General features: G+C 69.4%; 19 protein-coding genes. 14 read left to right on the forward strand and 5 right to left on the reverse strand.

From position 1 onward, the window contains the following. Window positions 1–142: 142 nt before the first annotated feature. Window positions 143–856, reverse strand: a complete 714-nt coding sequence (locus K0H49_RS04430) for an aspartate/glutamate racemase family protein (RefSeq protein ID WP_219209912.1) — start codon at window positions 854–856, stop codon at window positions 143–145. A gap of 590 nt (window positions 857–1446) precedes the next feature. On the opposite strand from K0H49_RS04430, the gene K0H49_RS04435 reads away from it, so the two are divergent. Next, a complete protein-coding gene (locus K0H49_RS04435) occupies window positions 1447–2943 on the forward strand; it encodes a nucleobase:cation symporter-2 family protein (protein ID WP_219209913.1) in 1497 nt (498 codons plus the stop codon). A 7-nt stretch (window positions 2944–2950) separates the two neighbouring features. On the opposite strand, the gene K0H49_RS04440 is transcribed toward K0H49_RS04435, so the two are convergent. Beyond that, on the reverse strand, window positions 2951–3808 hold the full coding sequence (locus K0H49_RS04440; RefSeq protein ID WP_219209914.1) for an aldo/keto reductase: 858 nt from the start codon (window positions 3806–3808) through the stop codon (window positions 2951–2953). A 134-nt stretch (window positions 3809–3942) separates the two neighbouring features. Between K0H49_RS04440 and K0H49_RS04445 the strand changes: the two genes are divergently transcribed. The 5 genes from K0H49_RS04445 (at window position 3943) to K0H49_RS04465 (ending at window position 9369) form a co-directional block, all read left to right on the forward strand. After that, entirely contained in the window at window positions 3943–5256 is a 1314-nt protein-coding gene (locus K0H49_RS04445) for a C4-dicarboxylate transporter DctA (RefSeq protein WP_219209915.1), read from the forward strand. A 5-nt stretch (window positions 5257–5261) separates the two neighbouring features. Next, window positions 5262–5966 (forward strand): GntR family transcriptional regulator, encoded by a 705-nt coding sequence (locus K0H49_RS04450; protein WP_219209916.1) that lies wholly within the window; start codon window positions 5262–5264, stop codon window positions 5964–5966. 161 nt (window positions 5967–6127) lie between these two features. Continuing rightward, window positions 6128–7246 (forward strand): AI-2E family transporter, encoded by a 1119-nt coding sequence (locus K0H49_RS04455; RefSeq protein ID WP_219209917.1) that lies wholly within the window; start codon window positions 6128–6130, stop codon window positions 7244–7246. A 152-nt stretch (window positions 7247–7398) separates the two neighbouring features. Continuing rightward, on the forward strand, window positions 7399–7836 hold the full coding sequence (locus tag K0H49_RS04460; RefSeq protein ID WP_219209918.1) for a DUF2141 domain-containing protein: 438 nt from the start codon (window positions 7399–7401) through the stop codon (window positions 7834–7836). A gap of 9 nt (window positions 7837–7845) precedes the next feature. Then, entirely contained in the window at window positions 7846–9369 is a 1524-nt protein-coding gene (locus tag K0H49_RS04465; RefSeq protein ID WP_219209919.1) for a carotenoid oxygenase family protein, read from the forward strand. Between the two features lie 10 nt (window positions 9370–9379). Here the strand turns inward: K0H49_RS04465 and K0H49_RS04470 are convergent, their stop codons facing one another. Beyond that, window positions 9380–10282 carry a LysR family transcriptional regulator gene (locus K0H49_RS04470; protein ID WP_219209920.1) on the reverse strand — a complete coding sequence of 301 codons (903 nt, stop codon included), beginning with the start codon at window positions 10280–10282 and terminating at the stop codon, window positions 9380–9382. 111 nt (window positions 10283–10393) lie between these two features. Here K0H49_RS04470 and gcl point away from each other — a divergent pair, with 111 nt between their 5' ends. The 7 genes from gcl to K0H49_RS04505 all read left to right on the forward strand — a co-directional run bounded on the left by gcl (window position 10394) and on the right by K0H49_RS04505 (window position 21092). Beyond that, window positions 10394–12187, forward strand: coding sequence for a glyoxylate carboligase (gcl, locus tag K0H49_RS04475; protein ID WP_219209921.1), 1794 nt, complete (start codon window positions 10394–10396; stop codon window positions 12185–12187). 175 nt (window positions 12188–12362) lie between these two features. Continuing rightward, on the forward strand, window positions 12363–13148 hold the full coding sequence (gene hyi, locus K0H49_RS04480; RefSeq protein ID WP_219209922.1) for a hydroxypyruvate isomerase: 786 nt from the start codon (window positions 12363–12365) through the stop codon (window positions 13146–13148). Window positions 13149–13160: 12 nt separating this feature from the next. Next, on the forward strand, window positions 13161–14063 hold the full coding sequence (locus tag K0H49_RS04485; RefSeq protein WP_219209923.1) for a 2-hydroxy-3-oxopropionate reductase: 903 nt from the start codon (window positions 13161–13163) through the stop codon (window positions 14061–14063). A gap of 106 nt (window positions 14064–14169) precedes the next feature. Next, the gene (locus tag K0H49_RS04490; protein WP_219209924.1) at window positions 14170–16470 is read left to right on the forward strand and encodes an NADP-dependent malic enzyme; all 2301 of its coding nucleotides are present in this window, start codon (window positions 14170–14172) and stop codon (window positions 16468–16470) included. Between the two features lie 289 nt (window positions 16471–16759). Next, a complete protein-coding gene (locus K0H49_RS04495) occupies window positions 16760–17359 on the forward strand; it encodes an RNA polymerase sigma factor (protein ID WP_257624585.1) in 600 nt (199 codons plus the stop codon). Beyond that, window positions 17356–18384: a FecR family protein gene (locus tag K0H49_RS04500; RefSeq protein WP_219209926.1), complete on the forward strand. Its 1029-nt coding sequence runs from the start codon at window positions 17356–17358 to the stop codon at window positions 18382–18384. The genes K0H49_RS04495 and K0H49_RS04500 overlap by 4 nt, the downstream gene beginning before the upstream one ends. 359 nt (window positions 18385–18743) lie before the next feature. Next, window positions 18744–21092, forward strand: a complete 2349-nt coding sequence (locus tag K0H49_RS04505; RefSeq protein ID WP_219209927.1) for a TonB-dependent siderophore receptor — start codon at window positions 18744–18746, stop codon at window positions 21090–21092. A 12-nt stretch (window positions 21093–21104) separates the two neighbouring features. Here the strand turns inward: K0H49_RS04505 and K0H49_RS04510 are convergent, their stop codons facing one another. Continuing rightward, entirely contained in the window at window positions 21105–22169 is a 1065-nt protein-coding gene (locus K0H49_RS04510; RefSeq protein ID WP_219209928.1) for an S-methyl thiohydantoin desulfurase domain-containing protein, read from the reverse strand. A gap of 55 nt (window positions 22170–22224) precedes the next feature. Beyond that, entirely contained in the window at window positions 22225–23865 is a 1641-nt protein-coding gene (locus K0H49_RS04515; RefSeq protein ID WP_219209929.1) for an OPT/YSL family transporter, read from the reverse strand. 156 nt (window positions 23866–24021) lie between these two features. Here K0H49_RS04515 and K0H49_RS04520 point away from each other — a divergent pair, with 156 nt between their 5' ends. Beyond that, window positions 24022–24795, forward strand: coding sequence for an IclR family transcriptional regulator (locus K0H49_RS04520; protein WP_219209930.1), 774 nt, complete (start codon window positions 24022–24024; stop codon window positions 24793–24795). Window positions 24796–24835: the final 40 nt, after the last annotated feature.

The following is a 24835-nucleotide window of genomic DNA, read 5'->3' on the forward strand; positions in this document are numbered from 1 at the left end:
GATGCAGCGAACGCTTCGGCACCGGCCCGAAGCGCCGCGACGCAACAGGCACACCTGGGCGAATGCAGGTGTGCCCGGCAGGCCACAGTGCTTCATGACGGATGTCCTGCAGCCAGGCGGCCTGGATCAGCGCTTGCCGTCTTCAAGTGGCATGGACGCGGCCCACAGCGCGATCCAGCGCCGCACGCGCCAGCAAGCGGGTCGAATCCAGTGTCGGCAGCACCGAGTTCGCGTCGTCGATGATCAGCGGGATCTCGGTGCAGCCCAGGACCACGGCATCGCAGCCCTGCCGGGTCTTGAAGTGTTCGATGGCGGCGCGAAACACCGCCACCGATTCGGGCCGGATCACGCCGTTGACCAGCTCGTCCATGATGATGCGGTTCATCTCGTCGCGGGCCGCATCGGGCGGACGCTCCGACTGAATGCCCCGCGCAGTCAGTTGCTGTTGATACACATCGCTTTGAACCAGCCAGCGCGTGCCGGTGACACCGACGCGCCGGAAGCCCCTTCGCTGCGCCTCGGCCGCGACCACGTCGGCAATGTGCAGCCAAGGGAGCGGCGAGCGCGCTGCGACACGCGAGAACGCGGCGTGGATGGTGTTGTCGGGGCAGATCAGGAAATGGGCGCCCGCACGCGCCAGCTTTTCGGCCGATGCCAACATCAGGGCCGCCACGCCATCGAGGTCATGGCGATCGAGGCATTCGACGTACTCGGCCAGTGATGGCGTGTGCATGGAGACTTCCGGATGCGCGTGCGGGCCCAGTCGCAGGGCGCCCTCGGCGCAGATCGTGCGATAGCACAGCGCCGCGCCCTCGGCCGAGCAGCCAACGATGCCGATGTGGGCGACAGGTCTCATGCGGTTCCTTCCATGGCGCGTGCCGAGCGCCAACGAATGTGCGCACCCGCCGGCAATCGGGTGGGTCGTCGATGCGAAGGATCATCGGCTTTGTGCGCCATGCTGCACACGCGGCGAGCTGCGGTCAACCTTTCGAGGCTCTTCAAAAACCGTTCATCGCCCGCTCGACAGGCACAGCCAGCACGAACGCTTTCTCCGTGCCACAAGGGCCAGGCCGACCACCGTGCTTTGCCTGTCTTGCAGCGCGCCATCCCGTGGCGGCCAGCGTCGCGACACCGCCGATGAAGGGGTGAATCCGCCTTCGACACCCGCCCTCGAGACGCGGCTTCTCGCACCTTATCGGCCCGCGCGGTCGACCTGGTGGTCTCCGCGGCTGCTGTCACGGACGGGACTTTCATGGCTTGTCGCAGACTTCGACGGCAGCGAACACGCCCCCCTGCGCGAGGCCCGTTTCGCTCGGGACTTCTACGTTCGCACGCCTCTCGATCGCTCGCCAGACCCCATCGAAACCACTATTGCGCACATCTTTGTATACAGTTAATGTGGACTGACCATCGACCGATCTGTCGTTTTCAGCAGGAGTTTTCGCCATGAGCACTCACTCGTCCGCACCGCCCGCCACGGTCCATCCCGTGGACCAGCGGCTTCCCCTCGGCAAGGTTTCGGCCCTCGGGCTGCAGCATGTGCTGGTGATGTATGCCGGGGCCGTCGCGGTGCCGCTGATCGTGGGCCGCGCGCTCAAGCTCACGCCCGACGAGGTCGCGCTGCTGATCTCGGCCGACCTGTTCTGCTGCGGCATCGCCACGCTGATCCAGTCGCTGGGCGCCACGCAATGGTTCGGCATCAAGCTGCCGGTGATGATGGGCGTGACCTTCGCCTCGGTCGCGCCGATGGTCGCCATCGCCAATGCCAACCCCGGCACCGCGGGGGCGCAGCTGCTGTTCGGCTCGATCATCGGGGCCGGCGTCATCTCGATCCTGATCGCGCCCATGGTCAGCCGCATGCTGCGCTTCTTCCCGCCGGTGGTCACCGGCACCATCATCGCGGTGATCGGCATCAGCCTGATGCGCGTGGGCATCAACTGGATCTTCGGCAACCCCTTCGGCCCGACCGCGCCCGCGGTGGTCGACCCGGTCTATGCCAAGTGGCTGGCCGAGGTCACCTCGCCCGGCAGCTCGATCCCGCCGGTGCCCAAGGGCTTCGCGATCATGCCCACCATGCCTAACCCCAAGTACGCCGACCTCACCGGCCTGGGCGTGGCCGCGCTGGTGCTGGTGTCGATCCTGCTGATCGTGAAATACGCCAAGGGCTTCGTCGCCAACATCTCGGTGCTGCTGGGCATCGTGATCGGCGCGGTGGTGGCCTCGGTAATGGGCATCATGACCTACGAGAAGGTCGGCAAGGCGCCCTGGTTCGACGTCGTGCTGCCCTTCCACTTCGGCATGCCGGCGTTCGACCCGGTGCTGATCCTCACCATGACGCTGATCATGATCGTGGTGATGATCGAGTCCACCGGCATGTTCCTGGCGCTGGGCGAGATGACCGACCGCAAGGTCGACCAGAAGGCGCTTGCCAAGGGCCTGCGCACCGATGGCCTGGGCACGCTGATCGGCGGCATCTTCAACACCTTCCCCTACACCAGCTTCTCGCAGAACGTGGGCCTGGTGGCGGTCACCGGCATCAAGAGTCGCTATGTCTGCGCGGCCGGCGGCGTGATCCTGGTGGTGCTGGGCCTGCTGCCCAAGATGGCGGCGCTGATCGAGTCGCTGCCCACCGTGGTGCTGGGCGGCGCGGGCCTGGTGATGTTCGGCATGGTGGCCGCCACCGGCATCCGCATCCTCTCGGGCGTGGACTTCAAGACCAACCGCCACAACCCGATGATCGTCGCGGTGTCGATCGGCGTCGGCATGATTCCGCTGATCGCGCCCAACTTCAAGCAGTGGATGCCGCACGGCCTGCACTCGCTGATCGAGTCGGGCATTTTGCTGGCGTCGATCACGGCGGTGCTGCTGAACCTGTTCCTCAACGGCGCCAAGCACGACGAGCAGGCGATCATCACCGCGGCCAAGCAGGCCGAAGCCCACTGAGCGTGCGTCAGATCATCGCCAGCGGCGTCTTGCGCCGCGGCGGTGGCCGCAGCCGGTCCAGCTCGGCCAGGGTCGCCGCATCCAGCACCAGGTCGACGGCGGCCAGGTTCTCCTTCAGGTGCGCACTGCGCGCCGCCTTCGGGATCGCGACCACGCCGGGCCGGGCGATCACCGCGGCCAGCGCGAGCTGCGCGGCCGTCACGCCCAGCCGGGTCGCGAGCCGGCCCAGCGCCGCATCCCCGGCCAGCGCGCCCTGGTCGATCGGGCTGTAGGCCATCAGCGGCATGCCGCGCTCGCGCAGCCAGGGCAGCAGCGCGAACTCGGAACCGCGCTCACCCATCGACAGGTAGACCTGGTTGACCGCGCAGCCGGGGCCGCCGCCGATGGCCTGCGTCAGTTCCTCCATGTCGTCGGTGTCGAAGTTGCTCACGCCCCAGTGGCCGATGCGGCCGTCGGCCACCAGCGCCTGCATCGCCTCCACGGTTTCGCGCAAAGGATGGTTGCCGCGCCAGTGCAGCAGGTAGAGGTCGATCGCGTCGAGCCCAAGCCGCTGCAGGCTGCGTTCGCAGGCGTCGCGCGTGTCCTCGCGGCTGGCGTTGTGCGGGTAGACCTTGCTCACGATGAACAGCTCCTCGCGCCGCACGTCGCCGGCACGCAGGGCCTCGGCCACCGCCTGGCCCACCACGGTTTCGGCGCCGCCCTCGCCGTACATCTCGGCCGTGTCGATGAGCCGGTAGCCCAGCACGATGGCCTCGCGCAGCGCCGCGACCTCAGCCGCGCGGCGCGCTTCGGCCTCGCCCATCTGCCAGGTGCCGAGACCGAGAACCGGCATCGCGCCACCGGTGGGAAGGGGAAGTTTTCGCATGGCGCCGATGGTACGAGCGCCCCGGAATCCGCCCCGGGATAACCCTCTGTGGCGCCCCGGGCATCTTGCCTACATTTCTTGTATGCAAGATAGAGCGGTCCTTGCATGCAAACCCAAAGACAACAGGAGACTCCATGCCTCGCTTCGCCAAATCGCTTTTCGGTCAGGTGGTCATCGCGCTGGTGCTGGGCGTGCTCGCGGGGCTGTTCGCCCCCGAGTACGCCGTCAAGCTCAAGCCGCTGGGGGACGGCTTCATCAAGCTGATCAAGATGATCATCCCTGTGCTGGTGTTCTGCGTGGTGGTGCACGGCATCGCCGGCGCCGGCGACCTGCGCCGCGTGGGCCGGGTGGGCATCAAGTCGCTGATCTACTTCGAGGTGCTGACCACCATCGCACTGGCCATGGGCCTGGTGCTGGCCTTCGTGTTCGAGCCGGGCGTGGGCATGAACGTCGATCCGTCCAAGCTCGACCCGGCCGCCATGAGCGCCTATGCCTCCAATGCCGACAAGCTCACCAGCGGCGGCACGGTCGACTTCCTGATGAAGCTGATCCCGACCACGGTGGTCAACGCCTTCGCCACCGGCGACGTGCTGCAGGTGCTGCTGTTCGCGGTGCTGTTCGGCTGCGCGCTCACGCTGCTGGGCGAGCGCGGCAAGCCGGTGGCGGTGGTGGTGGACGCGCTCTCGCTGGTGCTGTTCAAGATCATGGGCATCCTCATCAAGCTGGCGCCGCTGGGCGTGCTGGGTGCGATCGCCTTCACCGTCGGCCAGTACGGCATCGGCTCGCTCAAGCAGCTGGGCATGCTGGTGGCGCTGTTCTACGGCGCGGTGCTGGTCTTCGTGTTCGTGGTGCTGGGCCTGGTGATGCGCTTCTCGGGCTTCAGCCTCTGGAAGCTGCTGCGCTACCTGCGCGAGGAACTGGCGGTGGTGTTCGCCACCACCTCCTCGGACAGCGTGCTGCCGCAGATCATGGCCAAGCTGCGCCGCATGGGCATCCGCGATTCGACGGTGGGCCTGGTGATTCCCACGGGCTACTCGTTCAACCTCGACGCCTTCTCGATCTACATCACGCTGGCTGCGGTGTTCATCGCCCAGGCCACCAACACGCCGATCTCGATGGCCGACCTGATGACCATCCTGGCGATCGCACTGGTCACGTCGAAGGGCGCGCACGGCGTGCCGGGCTCGGCCATCGTGGTGCTGGCCGCCACGCTGCATGCCATTCCGGCGATCCCCGCGATCGGGCTGGTGCTGGTGCTGTCGGTCGACTGGTTCATGGGCATCGCCCGCGCGCTGGGCAACCTGATCGGCAACTGCGTGGCCACGGTCGCCATCGCCGCCTGGGAAGGCGACATCGACCGCGAGCGCGCGCATGCGGTGCTCGACGGCACCTATGCGCCCGACGACGAGCCGCTGGCCGAAGCCGCCCCGCTGTCCGCGGGCCACTGAGCGCCATGGCGACCGACGTCAGCCCCACCGCCATCGCCGCGCGCGTGGTCGAGGCCATCCTGGCGCAGAAGCTGGCGCCGGGCGAACGGCTGGGCGAGCAGACGCTGGCCGAGACCTTCGACGTGAGCCGCACCATGGTGCGCGAGGCGCTGATGCAGCTGCAGGCGCGCGGCTTCGTCGAGGTGCAGCCGCGCCGCGGCTGGTACGTGGTGGAGCCCTCGGCCGAGGAGGCGCAGGACGCCTTCGCCGCGCGCCGCATCGTCGAGTCGGGCATCCTGGCCGAGAGCAAGGGCCGGCCGCTGCAGAAGGTGATCCGCAAGCTGCGCGAGCACATCGGCCAGGAGCAGCGCGCCATCGACGGCGCCGATGCCGCCACCCGCGCCTTCCTGCTGGCCGACTTCCATGTGTGCCTGGCCGAGCAGATGGGCCACCGGCTGCTGGTCGACGTGCTGCGCGACCTCACGGCCCGCACCACGCTGGCCGCCACGCTCTACCAGTCGAAGCACGATGCGGGGCAGTCGTGCGCCGAGCACGGCGCGATCGTCGCCGCGCTCGAGGCGGGCGACAACGCCGCGGCGCGCACGCTGATGATCACGCACATCGGCAACGTCGAACGCGCGCTCGAGGTCGCGCCGGCGCCCGGGCTCGATGCGCCGGGCCGCCTGCGGGCCGCGCTGTCGCCCGTCGAGCTGCCGCGCAGCAAACGCTGAAGCCGTGACTTATTACCGCCGGCTGCTATCGAATGCGTAGCTAGAGGCCCAGCGCTGGCCGCCGCCCGGCGCCGGTTCCTGGACCGGCCCCGTGGGGGCTCATGAGGGCATGCCCGCCGACACGACGGCGGCAGCGGGCTCGGATAAAGTCCTCCTCACCTATGAATTCACCCCAACTTCAGCGCGGCGTGTTCCTCGCCCTGCTCGCCGCCGTCACCGCCGCCTTCGTCTGGGTGCTGCATCCCTTCTTCGGCGCGGTGCTCTGGGGCGTGGCACTGGCCATCCTGTTCACGCCGCTGTTCAAGTGGCTGCTGCGGAAGATGCCCGGCAAACGCAACGTGGCGGCGCTGTCGACCCTGGCCATCTGCCTGTTCATCGTGATCCTGCCACTGGCCATGGTGGGCGTGTCGCTGGTGCAGGAGATCGCACTGGTCACGCAGAACATCCGTTCGGGCGAGATCAACTTCGCCACCTACTTCCAGCAGATCCTCGATGCGCTGCCGCAGTGGATGCTCAACCTCGTGCAGCGCTTCAACCTCGGCAACATGGAAGCCTGGCAGGCCCGCATCTCGGCCGGCGCCGCGCAGGGCAGCCAGCTGGTCGCCAGCCAGGCCCTGACCATCGGGCAGAACACCTTCGATTTCGTGGTGAGCTTCTTCGTGATGCTCTACCTGCTGTTCTTCCTGGTGCGCGACGGCGCCGAGCTCTCCAAGAAGATGCGCGACGCGCTGCCGCTCGCCAAGCCGCACACGCACTACCTGCTCAACAAGTTCACCACCGTGATCCGGGCCACCATCAAGGGCAACGTGGCGGTGGCGGTGGCGCAGGGCACGCTGGGCGGCCTGACCTTCTGGTTCCTGGGCGTGCAGGGCGCGCTGCTGTGGGCCGTGCTGATGGCCTTCCTGTCGCTGCTGCCCGCGGTGGGCGCGGCGCTGATCTGGGGGCCGGTGGCGATCTACTACCTCGCGACCGGCCAATGGTGGCAGGGTGGGGTGCTGATCTTCGTGGGCGTGTTCGTGATCGGCCTGGTCGACAACATCCTGCGCCCGCTGCTGGTGGGCAAGGACACGCAGATGCCCGACTACATCGTGCTGATGTCGACCATCGGCGGCATGGCGCTGTTCGGCATCAACGGCTTCGTGGTCGGCCCGGTGATCGCGGCGCTGTTCATGGCGGCCTGGAGCCTGTTCGCGGACTCGGGCCATGTGGGTCCGGGGCACACCCCCCTCGAAGGTGCAGACGACCTGGACGCCGTCGAGCACACGAAGAAGAACCGGTAGAGGGCTGAACGGCGATCGGCCGGCCGTTCCGCGCCCCTGCGGCGCCCCAACCAAGCGTTTCGCGCACGCATTTCCGCATTCCGTCGCATGGCGCTGGGCACCGCAAGGCGCCTGCGAGATCGTCGAGCCTCCAACTTCCGACGAGGCCCGCCATGCATCTTCCCGCCCTCCTGTCCCGCCCGGCCGTGCGCGCCCTGTGCACCGCCGTGGTCCTCGCGCCGGCAGGCGCCTTCGCCGCCGACCTGAGCCTGAGCGTCGCCGACGGCCCGGGCGCCGAGTCCACGCTCTACGTCGCGCTGTACAGCGACGCCGCCAGCTATGCCGCCGGCAAGGCCGCGGCCTCGCAGACCGCCCCGATGCGCGATGGCAAGGCCCGGCTCCTGTTCGCGGGGCTGGCACCCGGCCGCTATGCATTGAGGGTGTTCGCCGACGAGAACGGCAACGGCAAGCTCGACACCAACCTCATGGGCATGCCGACCGAGCGCTACGGCTTCTCGAACGACGCCAAGGGCAACCGCGCCGCGCCGGACTTCGAGGCCGCGGCGATCGCCGTCGACGCCGATCTGCAGACCGTCATCCACCTGCGCTGAGGGGCCACCATGGAACGACGCGAACTCCTGCGCCTGCTGGCCTCGGCCGGCGCCCTGCCCTTGCTGGCACCCCTGGCCCCCTCGGCCGCCTTGGCCACGTTGGCACACGCCGCCGGCACCGACGACTGGCAAGCCCAGTTCGAGGCCGCCAGCGCGCCCTGGAAGATCGGCTTCGCCACGCCGGCGGGCGACCTGCCGCTGGCCCGCGCCACGGTGCGCGGGCGCTTTCCCGATGCCGTGGCCGGCACGCTGTTTCGCATCGGCCCGGCCGGCCACGACCTGGGCGGCGAGCGCTACCACCACTGGTTCGACGGCGACGGCATGGTGCACCGCTTCGTGATCGACGGCGCCGATGTGCGGCACCAGGGCCGCTATGTCGCCACGCCCAAGCGCATGGCCGAGGTGAAAGCCGGGCGGCACCTCGTCGAAGCCTTCGGCACCCTCCCCGCGGGCGCCGAGCCGCCCACCTCGGCCGACAGCATCAACGTGGCCAACATCAGCGTGCTGCCGCTGCAGGGCGAGCTGCTGGCGCTCTGGGAAGGCGGCTCGGCCACGCGCATCGATGCACACACGCTCGAGACCCTGGGCGTGAAGACCTGGCGCGCCGACCTCGCGGGCATGCCCTTCTCGGCGCATCCCAAGGTGGACCCGGACGGCGCGGTGTGGAACTTCGGCGTCGGCGCCAGCCAGGGCCTGCTGGCGCTCTACGAGATCGCGCCCGAGGGCACGCTGCGCCGCGCGGCGGTGGTGCCGGTGGCCGACATGCCGATGGTCCACGACTTCGCGGTGACCGAGCGGCACCTGGTGTTCCTGATGCCGCCGCTGGTCTACGACGGCAAGCGCAAGGAAGCCGGCGCGAGCTTTCTCGATGCCTACGTCTGGCGGCCCGAACTCGGCATGCGCGCGCTGGTGATCGACAAGAAGGACTGGGCGCGGCGCTACACGCTCGAACTGCCGGCGGGCTTTCTCTTTCACGTGGGCAATGCCTGGGAAGAAGAAACGCCGCGCGGCACCTTGATCCACGTCGACTATGTGCGTTCGGACAACGCCGATTCGGTGTTCACCACCAACCGCGAAGTGATGCGCGCGCGCCGCGTGCGGGGCGCCGACCCGCACCTTGCCGTGGCCACGCTGAACCTCGGCACCGGCCGGGCCACGCAGGCCGCCGTGGCGCAGGAGGCCGAGTTCCCGCGCATCGATCCGCGCCGCGTCGGCCTGCGTCACCGCCAGGTGGTGCACGCCACGCAGATCCGGCCCGACCTGCCCGGCTTCGGCGCGGTCGCGCGCACCGATGTCGAGACCGGCCGCAGCCAGCGCTTCAGCTACGGCACGCAGGCCATCGTGGAAGAACACGTCTTCGTGCCGGACGGTGCGAAGCCCGGCTGGGTGCTGGGCACGGTGCTCGACTTCGGCCGGCAGAAGACCGTGCTGTCGTGCTTCGCCGCCGACCACCTCGGGGCGGGGCCGGTGGCGCAGGCCACGCTGCCGTACGCGCTGCCCTTGGGACTGCATGGCGCCTTCGTGCCGGCCTGACACGGCCTCCTCAGCGCTCCCACCAGCCCTCGTCGAAATGCCCCTGCAGGAAGGCCACGAAGCCCGACACCTTGCCCGGCACCAGCTTGGGCGAGGGAAAGACCGCATGGATCTCCTGCTCGGGCAGGCTGTGGTCGGCCAGCACCGCCTGCACCTTGCCGGACGCCAGCGACTCGCTCGCCACGTAGCGCGGCATCAGCGCGATGCCCAGCCCGTCGCGCGCGGCCGCCAGCACGGCCGACAGGTTGTTCGAGCGGAAGCGCCCCGACACCGGCACCGTGACCGCGTCGCCCCGGGGCGTGTGCATGCGCCAGAACTCGTCGCCCACCACGCTGCTGTAGACCAGCGCCACATGCGCGCCCAGGTCCTGCGCGCGCCTGGGCGTGCCGTGCTTCTTCAGGTAGGCCGGTGACGCCACCATGACCCACGGGTTGACGCCCAGGTAGCGCGCGCCCAGCGAGGAATCGGCCAGCTTGCCCATGCGGACCGCGACGTCGATGCCCTGCGCGATCAGGTCGACATAGCGGTCCTCGAAGCTCAGGTCGAGCTGCAGCTGCGGATGGCGTCGCATGTAGGCCAGCGCCAGCGGCACCACCACGCGGCGGCCGAAGGCCACCGAGGTGCCGATGCGCAGCAGCCCCTGCGCCTGGTTCTGCCGCAGCTGCACGATGCTGTCGGCCTCCTGCGCGTCGCGCACGATGCTCTTGCATTTCTCGTAGTACAGCGCACCGGGCTCGGTCAGGCTCACCCCGCGCGTGTTGCGGTTGAGCAGCCGCACCTTGAGCCGCGCCTCGGTGGCCGCGACCTGCTTGGTCACGGTGGGCTGGGTGGTGTTGAACTCGCGCGCGGCTTTGGAGAAGCTTCCGGTCTCCACCACGCGCACGAACATCTCCATGGCTAAGAGGCGGTCCATGGCCCGCATCCTAGCCACTTATTCCACCACGGAATAGCTTTTATGGTCCCCGGCCCTCTTCTTCGAACGCGCCCCGCTTCCTACAGTGGGCCCACCTCAAGGAGAGTTCCCATGGCAAAGATGACCGCGGCCCAGGCCGCAGTGCTGGTGATGGAAAAGGAAGGCGTGACGCAGGCCTTCGGCGTGCCGGGTGCGGCCATCAACCCGCTGTATTCGGCGCTGCGCCAGCGCGGCAGCATCGCGCACATCCTGGCGCGGCATGTCGAGGGCGCCTCGCACATGGCCGAGGGCTACACCCGGGCCATCGCCGGCAACATCGGCGTGTGCATCGGCACCTCAGGCCCGGCCGGCACCGACATGATCACCGGCCTCTACTCGGCCTGGGCCGATTCGATCCCCATCCTCTGCATCACCGGCCAGGCGCCGCGTGCGCGGCTCTACAAGGAAGACTTCCAGGCGGTCGACATCGAGTCGATCTCCAAGCCCGTGACCAAGTGGTCGGTCACGGTGCGCGAGCCCGGCCAGGTGCCGCAGGTGTTCCAGCAGGCCTTCCACCTGATGCGCTCGGGCCGCCCCGGGCCGGTGCTGGTCGACCTGCCCTTCGACGTGCAGATGGCGCAGATCGAGTTCGACATCGACAGCTACGAACCGCTCGTACCCTACAAGCCGGCCGCCACCCGCGCGCAGATCGAGAAGGCGCTGGCGATGCTGAACGCCGCCGAGCGGCCGTTGATCGTGGCCGGCGGCGGCGTGATCAATGCCGATGCGAGCGAGTTGCTGGTGCGCTTCGCCGAAGCCACCGGCGTGCCGGTGATCCCCACCTTGATGGCCTGGGGCGCGATCCCCGACGACCACCCGCTGATGGCCGGCATGTGCGGGCTGCAGACCAGCCACCGCTACGGCAACGCGACGATGCTGGCCAGCGACTTCGTGCTGGGCATCGGCAACCGCTGGGCCAACCGCCACACGGGCTCGGTCGAGGTCTACACCCAGGGCCGCACTTTCGTGCACGTGGACATCGAACCCACGCAGATCGGCCGCGTGTTCACGCCCGACTTCGGCATCGTGTCGGACGCGAAGGCGGCGCTCGAACTGTTCGTCGAAGTGGCCGAGGCCTGGAAGGCCGCGGGCAGGCTGCCGGACCGCGGCGACTGGGCCGGCGCCTGCCGCGACCGCAAGCGCACCCTGCTGCGCAAGACGAATTTCGCCGACGTGCCGATGAAGCCGCAGCGCGTGTACCAGTGCATGAACAACCATCTGGAGCGCGACACCTGCTACGTGAGCACCATCGGGCTGTCGCAGATCGCGGCCGCGCAATTCCTGCACGTCTACAACCCGCGCCACTGGATCAACTGCGGCCAGGCCGGCCCGCTGGGCTGGACCATTCCCGCCGCGCTGGGGGTGCGCGCGGCCGACCCCACGCGCAAGATCGTCGCGCTCTCGGGCGACTACGACTTCCAGTTCATGATCGAGGAGCTGGCCGTGGGCGCGCAGTTCAAGTTGCCCTACCTGCACATCGTGGTCAACAACTCCTACCTCGGGCTGATCCGCCAGTCGCAGCGCGGTTTCGAGATGGACTACTGCGTGCAGCTCGCCTTCGACAACATCAACGCCGCGCCCGACGCCGGCATCGAGCGCAGCTACGGCGTGGACCACCTCAAGGTGGTCGAGGGCCTGGGCTGCAAGGCGATCCGCGTGCGCACCCAGGAAGAGATGGCGCCCGCCATCGCCCGCGCCGAAGCGCTGATGGCCGAGTTCAGCGTACCGGTGGTGATCGAGGTGATGCTCGAGCGCGTGACCAACATCGCGATGGGCACCGAGATCGACGCCATCAACGAATTCGAGCCGCTGGCCGAAAGCATGGCCGATGCGCCCACTTCGTTGGCTGCTGCCATGCTGGATTGAGAGAGATGCGGACTTCCAGGACACGGACTTCCGGACGCAGAGGACGCGAAGGTTTCGCAAAGGACGCAAAAGGAAAAGCCCCAAATATTTCTTCGATGTTCTTTCGCATCTTTCGCGAAACCTTCGCGCCCTTCGCGCAGGGCCTTCCGATCCCGAATTCCAGAGACACCGCACCATGCCCAGATTCGCCGCCAACCTCACGATGCTCTTTACCGAGCTGCCCTTCATGCAACGCTTCGAGGCCGCCGCCAGGGCCGGCTTCGAAGGCGTGGAGTACCTCTTCCCCTACGCCTTCGACAAGAAGGAACTGGCCGCGGCCCTGCGCGCCAATGGCCTGCAGCAGGTGCTGCACAACCTGCCGGCCGGCGACTGGGACCAGGGCGAGCGCGGCATCGCCTGCCACCCCGACCGCACGGGCGAATTCGCCGAAGGCATCGGCATGGCGATCGACCACGCGACCGCGCTCGGCTGCCCGCAGGTGAATTGCCTGGTCGGCAAGCTGCCCGCGGGTGTCGATGCGAAGCTCGCGCACCAGACGGTGGTCTACAACCTGCACCGCGCGGCGCGCGAACTCGAAGCCGCCGGCATCCGGCTGCTGATCGAGCCGGTCAACAGCTTCGACATCCCCGGCTTCTTCCTCACACGCACCGACCAGGCGCTGGCGCTGATCGACGAAGTCGGCTCGGCCAACCTGCGGCTGCAGTACGACATCTACCACGCGCAGCGCATGGAGGGCGAGCTGGGCCAGACGCTGACGAAGCACCTGGCGCGCATCGGCCACATCCAGCTGGCCGACAACCCGGGCCGCGGCGAGCCGGGCACGGGAGAAATCCACTACCCCTGGCTGTTGCGGCACATCGATGCGCTGGGCTACGACGGCTGGATCGGCTGCGAGTACAAGCCGCGCGGCACGACGGTCGACGGCCTCGGCTGGCGCGAAGCACTCACTTCAAGGCAATAGGACGACAAAGACATGGCATCCCCCCAGAAGATCGGCTTCATCGGCCTCGGCATCATGGGCGCGCCCATGGCGGCCCACCTGCTCGACGCGGGCCACGCGCTGTTCGTCCACACGCGCAGCGGCGCGCCCGAGCCCTTCGCCTCGCAGGCCCGGGTCTGCGCCTCGGCCACCGAGGTCGCGCGCCAGGCCAACATCGTCTTCCTCATGGTGCCGGACACGCCCGACGTGCAGAAGGTGCTGTTCGCCGAGGACGGCGTGGCCGCCGGACTCTCGGCCGGCAAGCTGGTGGTCGACTGCAGCTCGATCGACCCGATCGCCACCCGCGCGTTCGCGCAACGGATCGCGGCGCTGGGCTGCGGCTACGTCGATGCGCCGGTCTCGGGCGGCGAGGTCGGCGCGCGCGCGGCCAGCCTGACCATCATGTGCGGCGGCACCGAGGCCGACTTCGGGCGCGCCCGGCCGCTGCTCGAGGCGATGGGCAAGAACATCACGCACGTGGGCGACGTGGGCGCGGGCCAGGTCACCAAGGTGGCGAACCAGATCATCGTGGCGCTCAACATCGCGGCCGTGGCCGAGGCGCTGGTGTTCGCGTCCAAGGCCGGCGCCGATCCGGCCAAGGTGCGGCAGGCGCTGATGGGCGGCTTCGCGTCATCGCGCGTGCTCGAGGTGCACGGCGAACGCATGATCAAGCGCACCTTTTCGCCGGGCTTCCGCATCGCGCTGCACCAGAAGGACCTGCAGCTCGCGCTGCAGGGCGCGCGCAGCCTGGGGATGGCGCTGCCGCAGACCGCCGCGGCCGCGCAACTGATGAACACCTGCGCCGCGCTGGGCCATGCGCAGTCCGACCATTCGGCGCTGGTCAAGGCGCTGGAAGCCATGGCGCAACATCCGGTGACGCGCGATCCCGCGCAATAACCCGGCACGGTCCTCAGCCGTGTTTCCACCCTACAGGAGAGGTGCCGCTTTGCGGTAGCCTCTCCTTGTGTTTTTTGACTGACAACGACGATCACGGAGAGCCCCCATGGCCCACACACTGTCACCCGCCGAAGAAGCCCTGCGCGAAGCAGCGCGCGAATACCACCGCAGCCCCGTGCGCGGCAAGATTTCCGTCACGCCCACCAAGCCGCTGCTCAACCAGCGCGACCTGTCGCTGGCCTACTCGCCCGGCGTGGCCTATCCCTGCCTCGACATCGAGGCCGACCCCAGCCTGGCGGCCGAGTACACCTCGCGCGGCAACCTGGTGGGGGTGGTCACCAACGGCACCGCGGTGCTAGGCCTGGGCAACATCGGCCCGCTGGCCGCCAAGCCGGTGATGGAGGGCAAGGGCTGCCTGTTCAAGAAATTCGCCGGCATCGACGTGTTCGACATCGAGCTGGCCGAGACCGACCCCGACAAGCTGGTCGAGATCATCGCGGCGCTCGAGCCCACGCTGGGCGGCATCAACCTCGAGGACATCAAGGCGCCCGAGTGCTTCTACATCGAGCAGAAGCTGCGCGAGCGCATGAACATTCCGGTGTTCCACGACGACCAGCACGGCACGGCCATCATCTCGGCCGCCGCGCTGCTCAACGGCCTGGAGCTGGTCGACAAGAAGATCGAGGACGTGAAGATCGCCGTGTCGGGCGCGGGCGCCGCGGCGCTGGCCTGCCTGGACGTGATGGTCGGCCTGGGCGCGCGCAAGGCCAACATCCACGTGGTCGACTCCAAGGGCCTGATCTACGTCGGCCGCGCGGGCGGCTTCGACGAATCGAAGGCGCGCTTCGCGCAGACCGACAGCGGCGCACGCACGCTGGCCGACGTCATGAAGGACGCCGACGTGTTCCTCGGCTGCTCGGCACCGGGCGTGGTCACGCAGGACATGGTCAAGGGCATGGGCACGCAGCCCATCATCCTGGCGCTGGCCAACCCCGAGCCCGAGATCCGGCCCGAGCTGGCCAAGGAAGTGCGGCCCGACTGCATCATCGCCACCGGCCGTTCGGACTACCCGAACCAGGTCAACAACGTGCTGTGCTTCCCCTACATCTTCCGCGGTGCGCTCGATTGCGGCGCCACCAAGATCACGGAAGAGATGAAGCTGGCCTGCGTGCGCGAGATCGCCGAGCTGACCAAGGCCGACATCAGCGAAGAAGTGGCCACCGCCTACGCGGGCCAGGAACTGGTCTTCGGCCCCGACTACCTGATCCCCAAGCCCTTCGACTCGCGCCTGATCCTGCGCATCGCGCCGGCCGTGGCCAAGGCCGCCGCCGCCTCGGGCGTGGCGACCCGCCCGATCGAGGACATGGAAGCCTACCGCCAGCACCTGACGCGCTTCGTCTACCAGACCGGCATGTTCATGCGCCCGGTGTTCGGCGCCGCCAAGCTCGCGACCAAGAAGCGCGTGGCTTATGCCGAGGGCGAGGACGACCGCGTGCTGCGCGCCGCCCAGCTGGCGGTGGACGAAGACCTGGCCAAGCCGATCCTGATCGGTCGCCCGTCGGTGATCGAGGCCCGCATCAAGAAGGCCGGCCTGCACCTGCGCCTGGGCGTCGATGCCGAGGTGGTCGACCCCGAGAACGATCCGCGCTTCCGCACCTACTGGGAGGCCTACCACCAGCTCATGGGCCGCCAGGGCATCACGCCCGAAGCCTCGAAGAGCATGGTGCGCCGCTCCAACACCAGCATCGCCGCGCTGATGGTGCACCTGGGCGATGCCGATGCCATGCTGTGCGGCCTGGTGGGCCGTTTCGACAGCCACCTCAAGATCCTGCAGCAGCTGCTGGGCACCAAGCGCGGCGCGCCGGGCTTCGCCACGCTCAATGCGCTGACGCTGGAGAAGTACACGCTGTTCATCGCCGACACCAGCGTGCACGAAGACCCGACGGCCGAGCAGCTGGCCCACATCGCGCTGATGGCGGCCGAGGAAGTGCGCCGCTTCGGCCTGCCGCCCAAGGTGGCCTTCCTGTCGCACTCGAACTTCGGCACCTCGGAGCGCGCCTCGGCGCGCAAGATGCGCATCGCGCGCGACCTGTTCGCCAAGATGGCGCCCGACATCGAATGCGACGGCGAGATGCACGGCGATGCGGCGCTGTCGGAAGACATCCGCCGCACCGCGCTGCCCACCAGCACGCTGACCGGCGAGGCCAACCTGCTGATCTGCCCCAACCTCGACGCGGCGAACATCCTGTTCAACGTGCTCAAGATGACCGGCGGCAACGGCATCACGGTCGGCCCGATCCTGCTGGGCGCCGCGGCCACGGTGCACATCCTCACGCCCTCGGCCACGGTGCGCCGCGTGCTCAACATGACGGCACTGGCGGTGGCGCAGGCCTCGATCCAGAAGTAAGGCACCGCGGGGACGGCGGGCGCGCGGCCCGCCATCCCCGCCACGCCGTGCATCACGCGCTCGATAGAATGGCCGCCGGTTTCATTCCGCCACCCGGCATCCGCGCATAGCCAGGCCGCCAGGCCCGCCAGCCCCTCGCTGCCTCACAGGCAGTGCACGGGGTTCCGCCATTTCGGATCCGTGGCCTCCCGGTGCGTCCTGTGCTTGCCCTCCCCTTCGCTGCTGCCTGCCTTCGCGCGGCCCCGTGCCGCTCCGGGCGATGGCGCGCGCCTGTCCCGTGGGGACGGCGATGAGTCACGACGAGGAGTCCGGCCCGTTCGGCCACTTCTACAGGCGCTGGCGGGCACCGCTCGGGCGCATGCTGGCGCGCTACTTCAAGACACCGGCCGACATCGAGGACGCGACGCAGGAAGTCTTCGTGCGGATGCTGGTCGCGGACAAGCGCCTGCCCGCCGACGAGGAACGCCCCTACCTGCACCAGGTGGTGCGCAGCGTGGCGGCCTTCGCGCAGCGCAAGGCACCGCAGCAGGCCGGCGTGCATGTCGTGTCGGTCGAGGACTGCCGCGAGGAGGTCGATGCGCTGCCGGTCGAAGGCCGCGGCGACACCGCGCTGGAGGCCGAGCAGCGCCAGCAACTCACGCGGCTGCGCGATGCCCTGCACGAACTGCCCGAGCGGCAACGCCAGGCCTTCGTGCTGCACCGGGTGCAGGAGCTGACGCTGGAGCAGACCGCGCAGCGGATGGGCATCACGGTGCGCATGGTGTCGCGGCACTTGAGCCGGGCCTTGGCCTATTGCGAACTCCGCGTACGCTACGCCGATCGCGCCCAGATGCAGGCCTTCGCGGCCGCGCAGGAAGCCGGACCGGACGCGGCCGAGCCCCCACGATGATGCAAGCACTTCCACCAGACCCCTCGCCCCAGGCCCTGGCCCGGCTGCACGAGATGGCGGCCGACTGGTTCGTGCGCCGCCAGCAGACCGGCTGGACCGGCGCCGACGAGCGCGCGCTGAACGACTGGCTGGAGCAGAGCCCGCTGCACCGCGAGATCCTCGACGGCATGGCGCGCCGCTGGCAGCAGGCGCCGCAACTCAAGGCGCTGTTTCCGGAAACCTTCGGCACGACCGCACCCGCGGCTGCCGCGCCCGTCGAGCGCCCCCTGCCGACAGCGCCGCGGCGGCGCTTTCTCCCGGCGCTGGCCTCGGGGCTCCTGGCCCTGGTCCTCGTCGCCGCGCTGGGCGGCTGGTACCGATGGGAGCACACCGCCAGCTACACGCTGCAGGCCCGCACCGCGCCCGGCGAGACCCGCGAACTGCAGTTGCCCGACGGCTCGCGGGTGGCGCTCAACATCGACAGCCGCCTTTCGGTGCGCTACTACCCGCGCCGGCGCGAACTCGTGCTGGAACAGGGCGAGGCCTTCTTCAAGGTCGCGGCCGACAGCGACCGCCCCTTCACCGTGGACGCCGGCTCCAGCCAGGTGCGGGTGGTGGGCACGGCCTTCAACGTGCGCGCGGGGCCGCCCCGGCTGGTCGTGAAGGTGCTGGAAGGGGTGGTGCAGCTGCGGGCCGACCGCGACCGGCCCGACGCCGAGGTCCTGCGGCTCGCCGCCGGCGCCGGCATGGCCATCGACACGGCCACCGGCCAGCGCCACGGCGTGCCGGCCGAGGCCGACACCGTGGGCGACTGGCGCACCGGCCAGGTCCGCTTCAGCGGCGCCCCGCTGGCGGAGGTGGCGCAGGAGCTGGCGCGCTACATCGGCGCGCCGGTGCTGCTGGAAGACCCTGCGCTCGGCCAGCTGCGCGTCTCGGGCCTGCTCGCCACGCACGCGCCCGAGCGTTTCCTGCGGGCCCTGCCGAGCCTGATCCCGGTGCGCGTGCAGCCGCGCGAGGGCGGCGGCTGGCTGCTGCGCAAGGGCTGAGGCACGCACGCACGAAAGACACATTTTGTTTCAAAATTCGCCGACGACGCAGGTTCCAGGTTTGCGCCCGATCCGGCTTCTCTAGAGGCAGGGGCGCGGAATTCCTCGCGCCCGCACGGCTGCCAGCCACGGACCCTTGAAGGCACCCGCCTTCGCCACCCAGCCACGGCCACAACCCCGGCGCGTTTTCGCGTGCGGGTCGGCGGAACACCGCCCGGCCAAGCACGCGCGCGCCCATCGAACAACGGCACAGCACTGGAGTGGCAATGCAAGCGGAAAGCGCACGACGCAATGAGGGCGGGATGGAACACACGGCGGCAGGACAGCGGCGGCCCGCGGTGACGACGAGAGGCCACGCGATGCGGCCACGGCTGATGGCCTGGATGGTGGCCGGCGCGCTGGCCGGCATGGCGGCCCCCGTGGCGGTGCAAGCGCAGCCGGCCGTGGCGCCGGCCGAGCGCATCGCCTTCGATCTGCCCGCGCAGCCCCTGCTGAACGCCTTGCGCGCCTTCGGCCGGCAGACGCAGTACCAGGTGCTCTACGACGGCGCGTTGATCGCCGGGCGCCAGGCACCCGCGCTCAACGGCCGCTTCACGCCGCGCGAGGCCATCGAGCGGCTGATCGCGGGCGCGGGCCTGAGCGCGCACAGCGCCGAGCAAGGCAGCTTCACGCTGCGCAAGGTGGTGGCACCGGAACTGCGCGAAGGCAGCGCCGCCACGCTGTCGACCGTCACCGTGACCTCCCTCGGCGAGCGCCTGAACGGCAGCTACGCGGGCACCGACCGCAGCGCCGGCACCAAGCTGGGCACGCCGCTGATCGAGACCCCGCGCTCGATCTCCATCGTGAGCCAGGAGCAGTTGCAGACCCAGGCGCCCAAGTCCCTCTCGCAAGCCCTGTCGTACACCGCCGGCGTCTCGACCGAGGTGACGGGGGCCGACGTGCGCATGGCCGGCGCCACCATCCGCGGCTTCAGCGACGGCAGCTCCTACTACAAGGACGGGCTGCGGCAGTTCGCCGCCGGCTCCTACGGCTCCTGGAACGACGACATCGACGAGCTCGAGAGCATCGAGGTGATCAAGGGGCCGGCGTCGATCCTGTTCGGGCAGGGACGCCCGGGCGGCGTGATCAACGTGGTGTCCAAGCGCCCGGAGGCCGGCCACGTCAACAGCGTGGGCGTCTCCTACGGCAGCTACCATCGCCGCGAGCTCAGCGCCGACCTCGGCGGTGCGATCGGCAACGACGGCGACCTGCTGTACCGCCTGAACCTCAAGGGCCGCGACGGCGACGACCGCACCATCGGCTCGCGCGACGACCGCGTGTCCATCGCGCCTTCGCTGCGCTGGAACCTCTCCGCGCGCACCCAGCTGACGCTCGCAGCCCAGTACTCCAACGAGCGCGGCACACCCAAGTCGTGGTGGCCGAGCCTGTTCACCTATCCGCAGATCAAGGACCTGCCGGCGCGCCTGACGGCCGGCGAGCCGGCCTTCGATCGCTTCAACCGCGACACGCGCGCCATCGGCTACGCGTTCTCGCACGAGACCGACAACGGCTGGAAGCTCACGCAGAACCTGCGCTACTCCACCATCGACATCGACTATCGCCACATCTACGCCATGGACGTGCTGGCCGACGGGCGCAACATCTCGCGGGCCAGCCTGGCGCAGCGCACCGAGGGCAAGACGCTGGCCTTCGACACCCGCATCCAGAAGGACCTGCGCTGGGGCGAACTGCAGCACACCTTCTCGCTGGGCGTGGACCATGTGCGCTACAAGGAACGCGGCGGCCTGGGCTTCGGCTGGGACGTGCCGAACCTCGACATGTACGCGCCGGTCTACGGGCAATACATCGCGCCGCCCGAGCTCTCCGAGAGCAATGCCGACCTGCGGCAGACCGGCCTCTACACGCTCAACCAGCTGAAGTGGAACCGCTGGATCGGCAACCTGAGCCTGCGGCACGACCGGGTCCGCACCGAGCAGACCAGCACCACGCAGCCGCAGATGCGCGACCAGGCCACCACCGGCAGCGCCGGACTGCTCTACCTGTTCGACAGCGGCTGGGCGCCCTACCTCAGCTACGCGACCTCCTTCGACCCGGTCACCGGCCTGCAGTACGACGGCAGCACCTTCAAGCCCCGGCGCGGCAAGCAGTACGAAGTCGGCCTGAAGTACCAGCCGGCGGGCAGCACGACGCTGCTCACGGCCTCGGTCTTCGACCTGACCCAGACCAACGTCTCGACCCAGGACCCGGACCATCCGCGCTTCAACGTCCAGACCGGCGAAGTGCGTTCCACCGGCCTCGAGCTCGAAGGCCGCTTCCCGCTGACGCGCGAACTGAGCACGCTCACCAGCTACACCTACCTGGACCCGCGCACCACCCGGAGCACGCGCCCCGCGGAGATCGGCCGCCAGACCTTCCAGACCTGGCGCCACACCGCCAGCGTCTGGCTGGACTACCGGCCGCGCAGCGTGCCGGGCCTGATGGTCGCGGGCGGCCTGCGCTACAAGGGCCGCTCGCCCTACAACCTCTCGTCCACCGGCCTCGTGAACGTCAACGACGAGGTCACGGTGGCCGACCTGGCCATCGCCTACGAGACGGCCAGGTACCGGATCGCGCTGAACATCAACAACGTGTTCGACAAGAAGTACTTCGCGGGCACCTTCCGCGCCGCGGACCGGGAAGCCACGGTCAGCGTCAAGTACTACTGGTAGAGGCCAGGGCGCTCAGGCCAGCGCGTCTTCCGTCGGCGCGAAGGCCTCGCCCAGCGACTGCTCCAGCGGCCGGTAGAGCTCGGGCATGAACATCGTGCGCGAGAGCAGCAGCCGCGCGCGCGGCGCCACCAGCACGCGCAGCGTCGCGCCCTCGCGCACATGGGCCGACACCACCGGCTGGCCGTCGCCGGAGAAGGTCATGACCAGATCGGGGAAGCGCGCGATGCGCCGGCCCTGCTGTTCGAGCAGCATGTACTCGTTGATGAAGCGCAGCGTGGTGCGCGCCGCGTCGTCGAGTTCGACGATGCCCACGTCCAGGCCTTCCTGCTGTTCGCAGCGGTAGCTGCGCACCGTGCCTTCGGCCACGATGCGGCCGTCGAGCGCATGGGCCACGGCGTCCACGCCGCCGTCGAGAAAAGTCTGGCCCAGCGCGATCGCATGGCTGATGGCGCCCGGCGCGCCGTGCTGCGTCGCGTAGCCCACCGTGACCGGGTTGCGCGCCACGGCCACCAGGCCGCCGGCTTCCACCGAGGCGCGGCGCACCACGGCCGAGGTCTGCTCGAGCCGGCCGGCCACCACGCCTTCGACATAGCGTCCCGGCTCGCCGCCCGCATAGGCCTGCACCGAGCGGTAATCCGGTTCGGTGTGCAGGCCCAGCGCGCCCATCACGCTCGACGGATGGGCGCGGCCGTTGCAGGCCAGGTCGATCACCGGCAGGCCGGTCATGGCGGCATGGAACCAGCCGTTGACCGTGGTCTCGGCGCCGTTCTCGTTGGCATGCAGGCCAACCAGCTTCTGGCCCGCGGGCAGCTCGCGCTGCAGCAGCTCGAGCGTGCGCAGCAGGTGCGCGGGCTGCACATGCGGATCGGGCGCGGCCGGCGCGCCGACCAACGCCATGGTGGCGGTCAGCGCGCCCGGGTCGAATTCGTCGACGCTCCAGAGCTGCGGGGTGCCGACCTGCAGCGCCAGCCCGGCGGCGCGCTCGCCCGAGGCGATCAGCCCGCCGCCGCCGCCGCCCAGGATGGCGCCGCCCCAGATGGCTGCGCGGACGTCGTCGGGTGTGAGGTTGCGTTTCATGGATGTATGGGTCCTGTGAGTGAAGAAGAAGAAGAAGAAGAGAAAACAGGGCGGGCTACTTGCGCAGGCTCTTCACCGCGCCCGAGAAGAAGCTGTAGAGCGCATCCCCGGCGATCACGCCGCCCGCGAAGACCTCGAGCTTTTCGCGCGCCGAGGCGCCGACCACGCGGTGCACGACCAGCCGGCAGCCGATGCCGGCCGCGACCATCCAGCCGGCCATGGGGCTCGCGATCAACAGGCCGGTGGCGAACAGCACGCCCAGCTGCTGGCGCGCGCCGCCCAGGATCTGCAGGACGGCGCCGGGCACGGCCCACAGCGCGAGGTTGCGTGCGGTGTCCAGCGAGATGCCGGCCTTGATGGCCGCCACATAGGCCGCGTTGATGGGCGCGGTCTGGTGGTTGGCGAAGAACATGCGGTAGGTGCAGGCCACCACCACGATGGCCACGCCGAAGCCCACCATGCCCGCGATCATCTGTTCGCGCCGGCCGTCCAGTTCGAAGGCCGTGTCCGACGTCTCGCCGCGCAGGATGTGGCCGGCCTTGAGGTCGTAGCCCATGTCGGCGAAGGCCGGGCCGGTGGCGGCCGAGAAGCCGGCCAGCACCACCAGCGCCTCGGGCGGGAAGCCGATCAGGATGCCGATCAGCAGCGAGATCAGCGCCACCGCGAAGGCCGGGAACCAGCCCGAGTGCATGGCCGCGATGCCCACGATCAGTTCGTGCACGAAGGCCGCGAAGGTGCCGTAGACCACGAAGCACACCAGCATGGCGGGCGACATGCCGGTGTACACGCCCGTGCCCACGGCCAGCAGCACCATGATCGCGAGGTAGCCGACGCTGCCAAGACGCAGCGAGCGGCCGAGTGCCGTGGCGCCGCGCGCTTCCTGTGCGGCGACCGCGGCCGGGGCGCCCGCCGTGCGCTCGCGCTTGTGCAGCACCACCCGCGCCACCTGCACCAGCGCCACGATGCCGGCACCGATCATCATCCCGTGCGGCACGTAGAGCGCGCCGATGTCCAGCCCGAACAGCGGCGCCGAATAGCCGCGCACCAGCAGGCCGATGCCGAAGGCGGTCATCGCGCCCAGCCCGCCGATCAGCGCCACGCCGAAGGCCGACATCGGCAGCTTGAACACCGCGCCCGCCACGCCGGTGGCCAGCCCGCCCAGCAGCAGCCAGGCCTGCTTGCCGCCGCCGTCGCCGGCCTTGATCGCCTCGGCCGCAGCGATGCCCAGCGGCCAGGGGTTCTTCGCGGGGAAGGCCGGCGTGTCGAACATGCGGTAGAGCAGCCAGGCGTCGAGCAGCATCGCCAGGCTCACGCCGACGAGCATGGGCACCACCATGTCGGGCAGGCCGAACAGGAAGGGGATGCCGATCGGCAGGAACAGGCTGTTGGCCGCGCCGAAGGTGGCCGAGGAGATGCTGGTCTGCGCCAGGTTCTGCGCATGCACCGAACGGAAGCCGCGGAACATGGCCAGCGGCACGCGCGCCAGCGTCATGGCCGCGAGCGCACCGATCAGCGAGGTGCTGGGCGTGATGCCCAGGCTGGCCAGCATCTGGATGCCGACGATGGCGCCGAACACGCTCAGCACCACCGTGAGGACCAGGTTGGCGGGCGCCAGCGCCTTCGGATGCAGCTCGGTGGGCGCAGGGCCTGCGTTGTCGGCCTGGAGCGGTCCGGCCGCCCTCGCTTCATGGGTCATGGTTCTTCCTTGTAGTTCCATTTTATGGAACCATATCCAATAAAATTGAACCAATGATAGAACCGCACCTTGCGCTGTCAAGGCCGGTTCACCCTGATCGGCCAAACGGCGCAGGGGTGGAACCTATGATTCCCCCCTCGCCAACTCCCTTGAACTATGAGCACTCTCGCCAACGCCATGGACGTCCTGAAGCTGATCGCGCGGCTGCGTCGCGACATCACGGTGACCGACGTGGTGAACGAGCTGGGCCTGCCCAAGAGCTCGGCCTCGCGCACGCTGAGCATGATGGCCGGCTACGGTTTTCTCGACCGCGACGCCGCCACGCGCGCCTACCGCCCGGGCGGCGTGATCATGGAAGCCTCCTACCACTTCCGCGCCTCGCACAACGCCGCCTCGCTGGTCGAGGAGGCGCTCGACGCGCTGGTGCGCGAGACCGGCTTCACCGGCTACGTCAACGTGCTCGAGGGCATCGACACGCTGGTGATCCAGATGCGCATCGGCGCCGGTGCGCTGCAGATCTACACGCCGCCGGGCAGCCGCGCGCCGGCCTACTCCAGCGCCATGGGCCGCGCGCTGCTGGCCCGCGCCAGCGACGCGGAGGTGACGGCGCTGTTCGAGCCCCGGCTCGACCGCGCCCAGGGCGATGCGCCCAAGACGCGCAAGGAGCTGCTGGCGCGGCTGGCGGTGATCCGCGCCAGCGGCTGGGCGCTGTCGCGCGGCGAGGCCGTGCCCAACGTGGCGGGCATCTCCTCCTCGGTGTTCGACTCGGCCACGCGCCAGAGCTATGCCTTCGGCATCGCGCTGCCGGCCGACACGCTGACGGACGCGTTGGTCGAACGCTTCGGCGGCATCGTGCGCGATGCGGCGGCCAGCGTGGGCAAGCGGGTCGGCGACCCGTATTGGCTCGGCTTTGGTGCAGCCGAAGCCTGATCTCCACGCCCGTGCTTTGAAGGGGTGCGCGACGCACCAT

The organism is Variovorax boronicumulans (genome assembly GCF_019352895.1).
GTDB lineage: Bacteria > Pseudomonadota > Gammaproteobacteria > Burkholderiales > Burkholderiaceae_C > Variovorax > Variovorax boronicumulans_A.

Coding starts and splice junctions, on each gene's coding strand:
- K0H49_RS04510 (WP_219209928.1), bottom strand. CDS start 22,169: ATGAAACGCAACCTCACACCCGACGACGTCCGCGCAGCCATCTGGGGC.
- K0H49_RS04495 (WP_257624585.1), top strand. CDS start 16,760: ATGAGTCACGACGAGGAGTCCGGCCCGTTCGGCCACTTCTACAGGCGC.
- K0H49_RS04505 (WP_219209927.1), top strand. CDS start 18,744: ATGCGGCCACGGCTGATGGCCTGGATGGTGGCCGGCGCGCTGGCCGGC.
- hyi (WP_219209922.1), top strand. CDS start 12,363: ATGCCCAGATTCGCCGCCAACCTCACGATGCTCTTTACCGAGCTGCCC.
- K0H49_RS04455 (WP_219209917.1), top strand. CDS start 6,128: ATGAATTCACCCCAACTTCAGCGCGGCGTGTTCCTCGCCCTGCTCGCC.
- K0H49_RS04435 (WP_219209913.1), top strand. CDS start 1,447: ATGAGCACTCACTCGTCCGCACCGCCCGCCACGGTCCATCCCGTGGAC.
- K0H49_RS04450 (WP_219209916.1), top strand. CDS start 5,262: ATGGCGACCGACGTCAGCCCCACCGCCATCGCCGCGCGCGTGGTCGAG.
- K0H49_RS04485 (WP_219209923.1), top strand. CDS start 13,161: ATGGCATCCCCCCAGAAGATCGGCTTCATCGGCCTCGGCATCATGGGC.
- K0H49_RS04490 (WP_219209924.1), top strand. CDS start 14,170: ATGGCCCACACACTGTCACCCGCCGAAGAAGCCCTGCGCGAAGCAGCG.
- K0H49_RS04465 (WP_219209919.1), top strand. CDS start 7,846: ATGGAACGACGCGAACTCCTGCGCCTGCTGGCCTCGGCCGGCGCCCTG.
- K0H49_RS04520 (WP_219209930.1), top strand. CDS start 24,022: ATGAGCACTCTCGCCAACGCCATGGACGTCCTGAAGCTGATCGCGCGG.
- K0H49_RS04500 (WP_219209926.1), top strand. CDS start 17,356: ATGATGCAAGCACTTCCACCAGACCCCTCGCCCCAGGCCCTGGCCCGG.
- K0H49_RS04440 (WP_219209914.1), bottom strand. CDS start 3,808: ATGCGAAAACTTCCCCTTCCCACCGGTGGCGCGATGCCGGTTCTCGGT.
- K0H49_RS04470 (WP_219209920.1), bottom strand. CDS start 10,282: ATGGACCGCCTCTTAGCCATGGAGATGTTCGTGCGCGTGGTGGAGACC.
- K0H49_RS04460 (WP_219209918.1), top strand. CDS start 7,399: ATGCATCTTCCCGCCCTCCTGTCCCGCCCGGCCGTGCGCGCCCTGTGC.
- K0H49_RS04515 (WP_219209929.1), bottom strand. CDS start 23,865: ATGACCCATGAAGCGAGGGCGGCCGGACCGCTCCAGGCCGACAACGCA.
- gcl (WP_219209921.1), top strand. CDS start 10,394: ATGGCAAAGATGACCGCGGCCCAGGCCGCAGTGCTGGTGATGGAAAAG.
- K0H49_RS04430 (WP_219209912.1), bottom strand. CDS start 856: ATGAGACCTGTCGCCCACATCGGCATCGTTGGCTGCTCGGCCGAGGGC.
- K0H49_RS04445 (WP_219209915.1), top strand. CDS start 3,943: ATGCCTCGCTTCGCCAAATCGCTTTTCGGTCAGGTGGTCATCGCGCTG.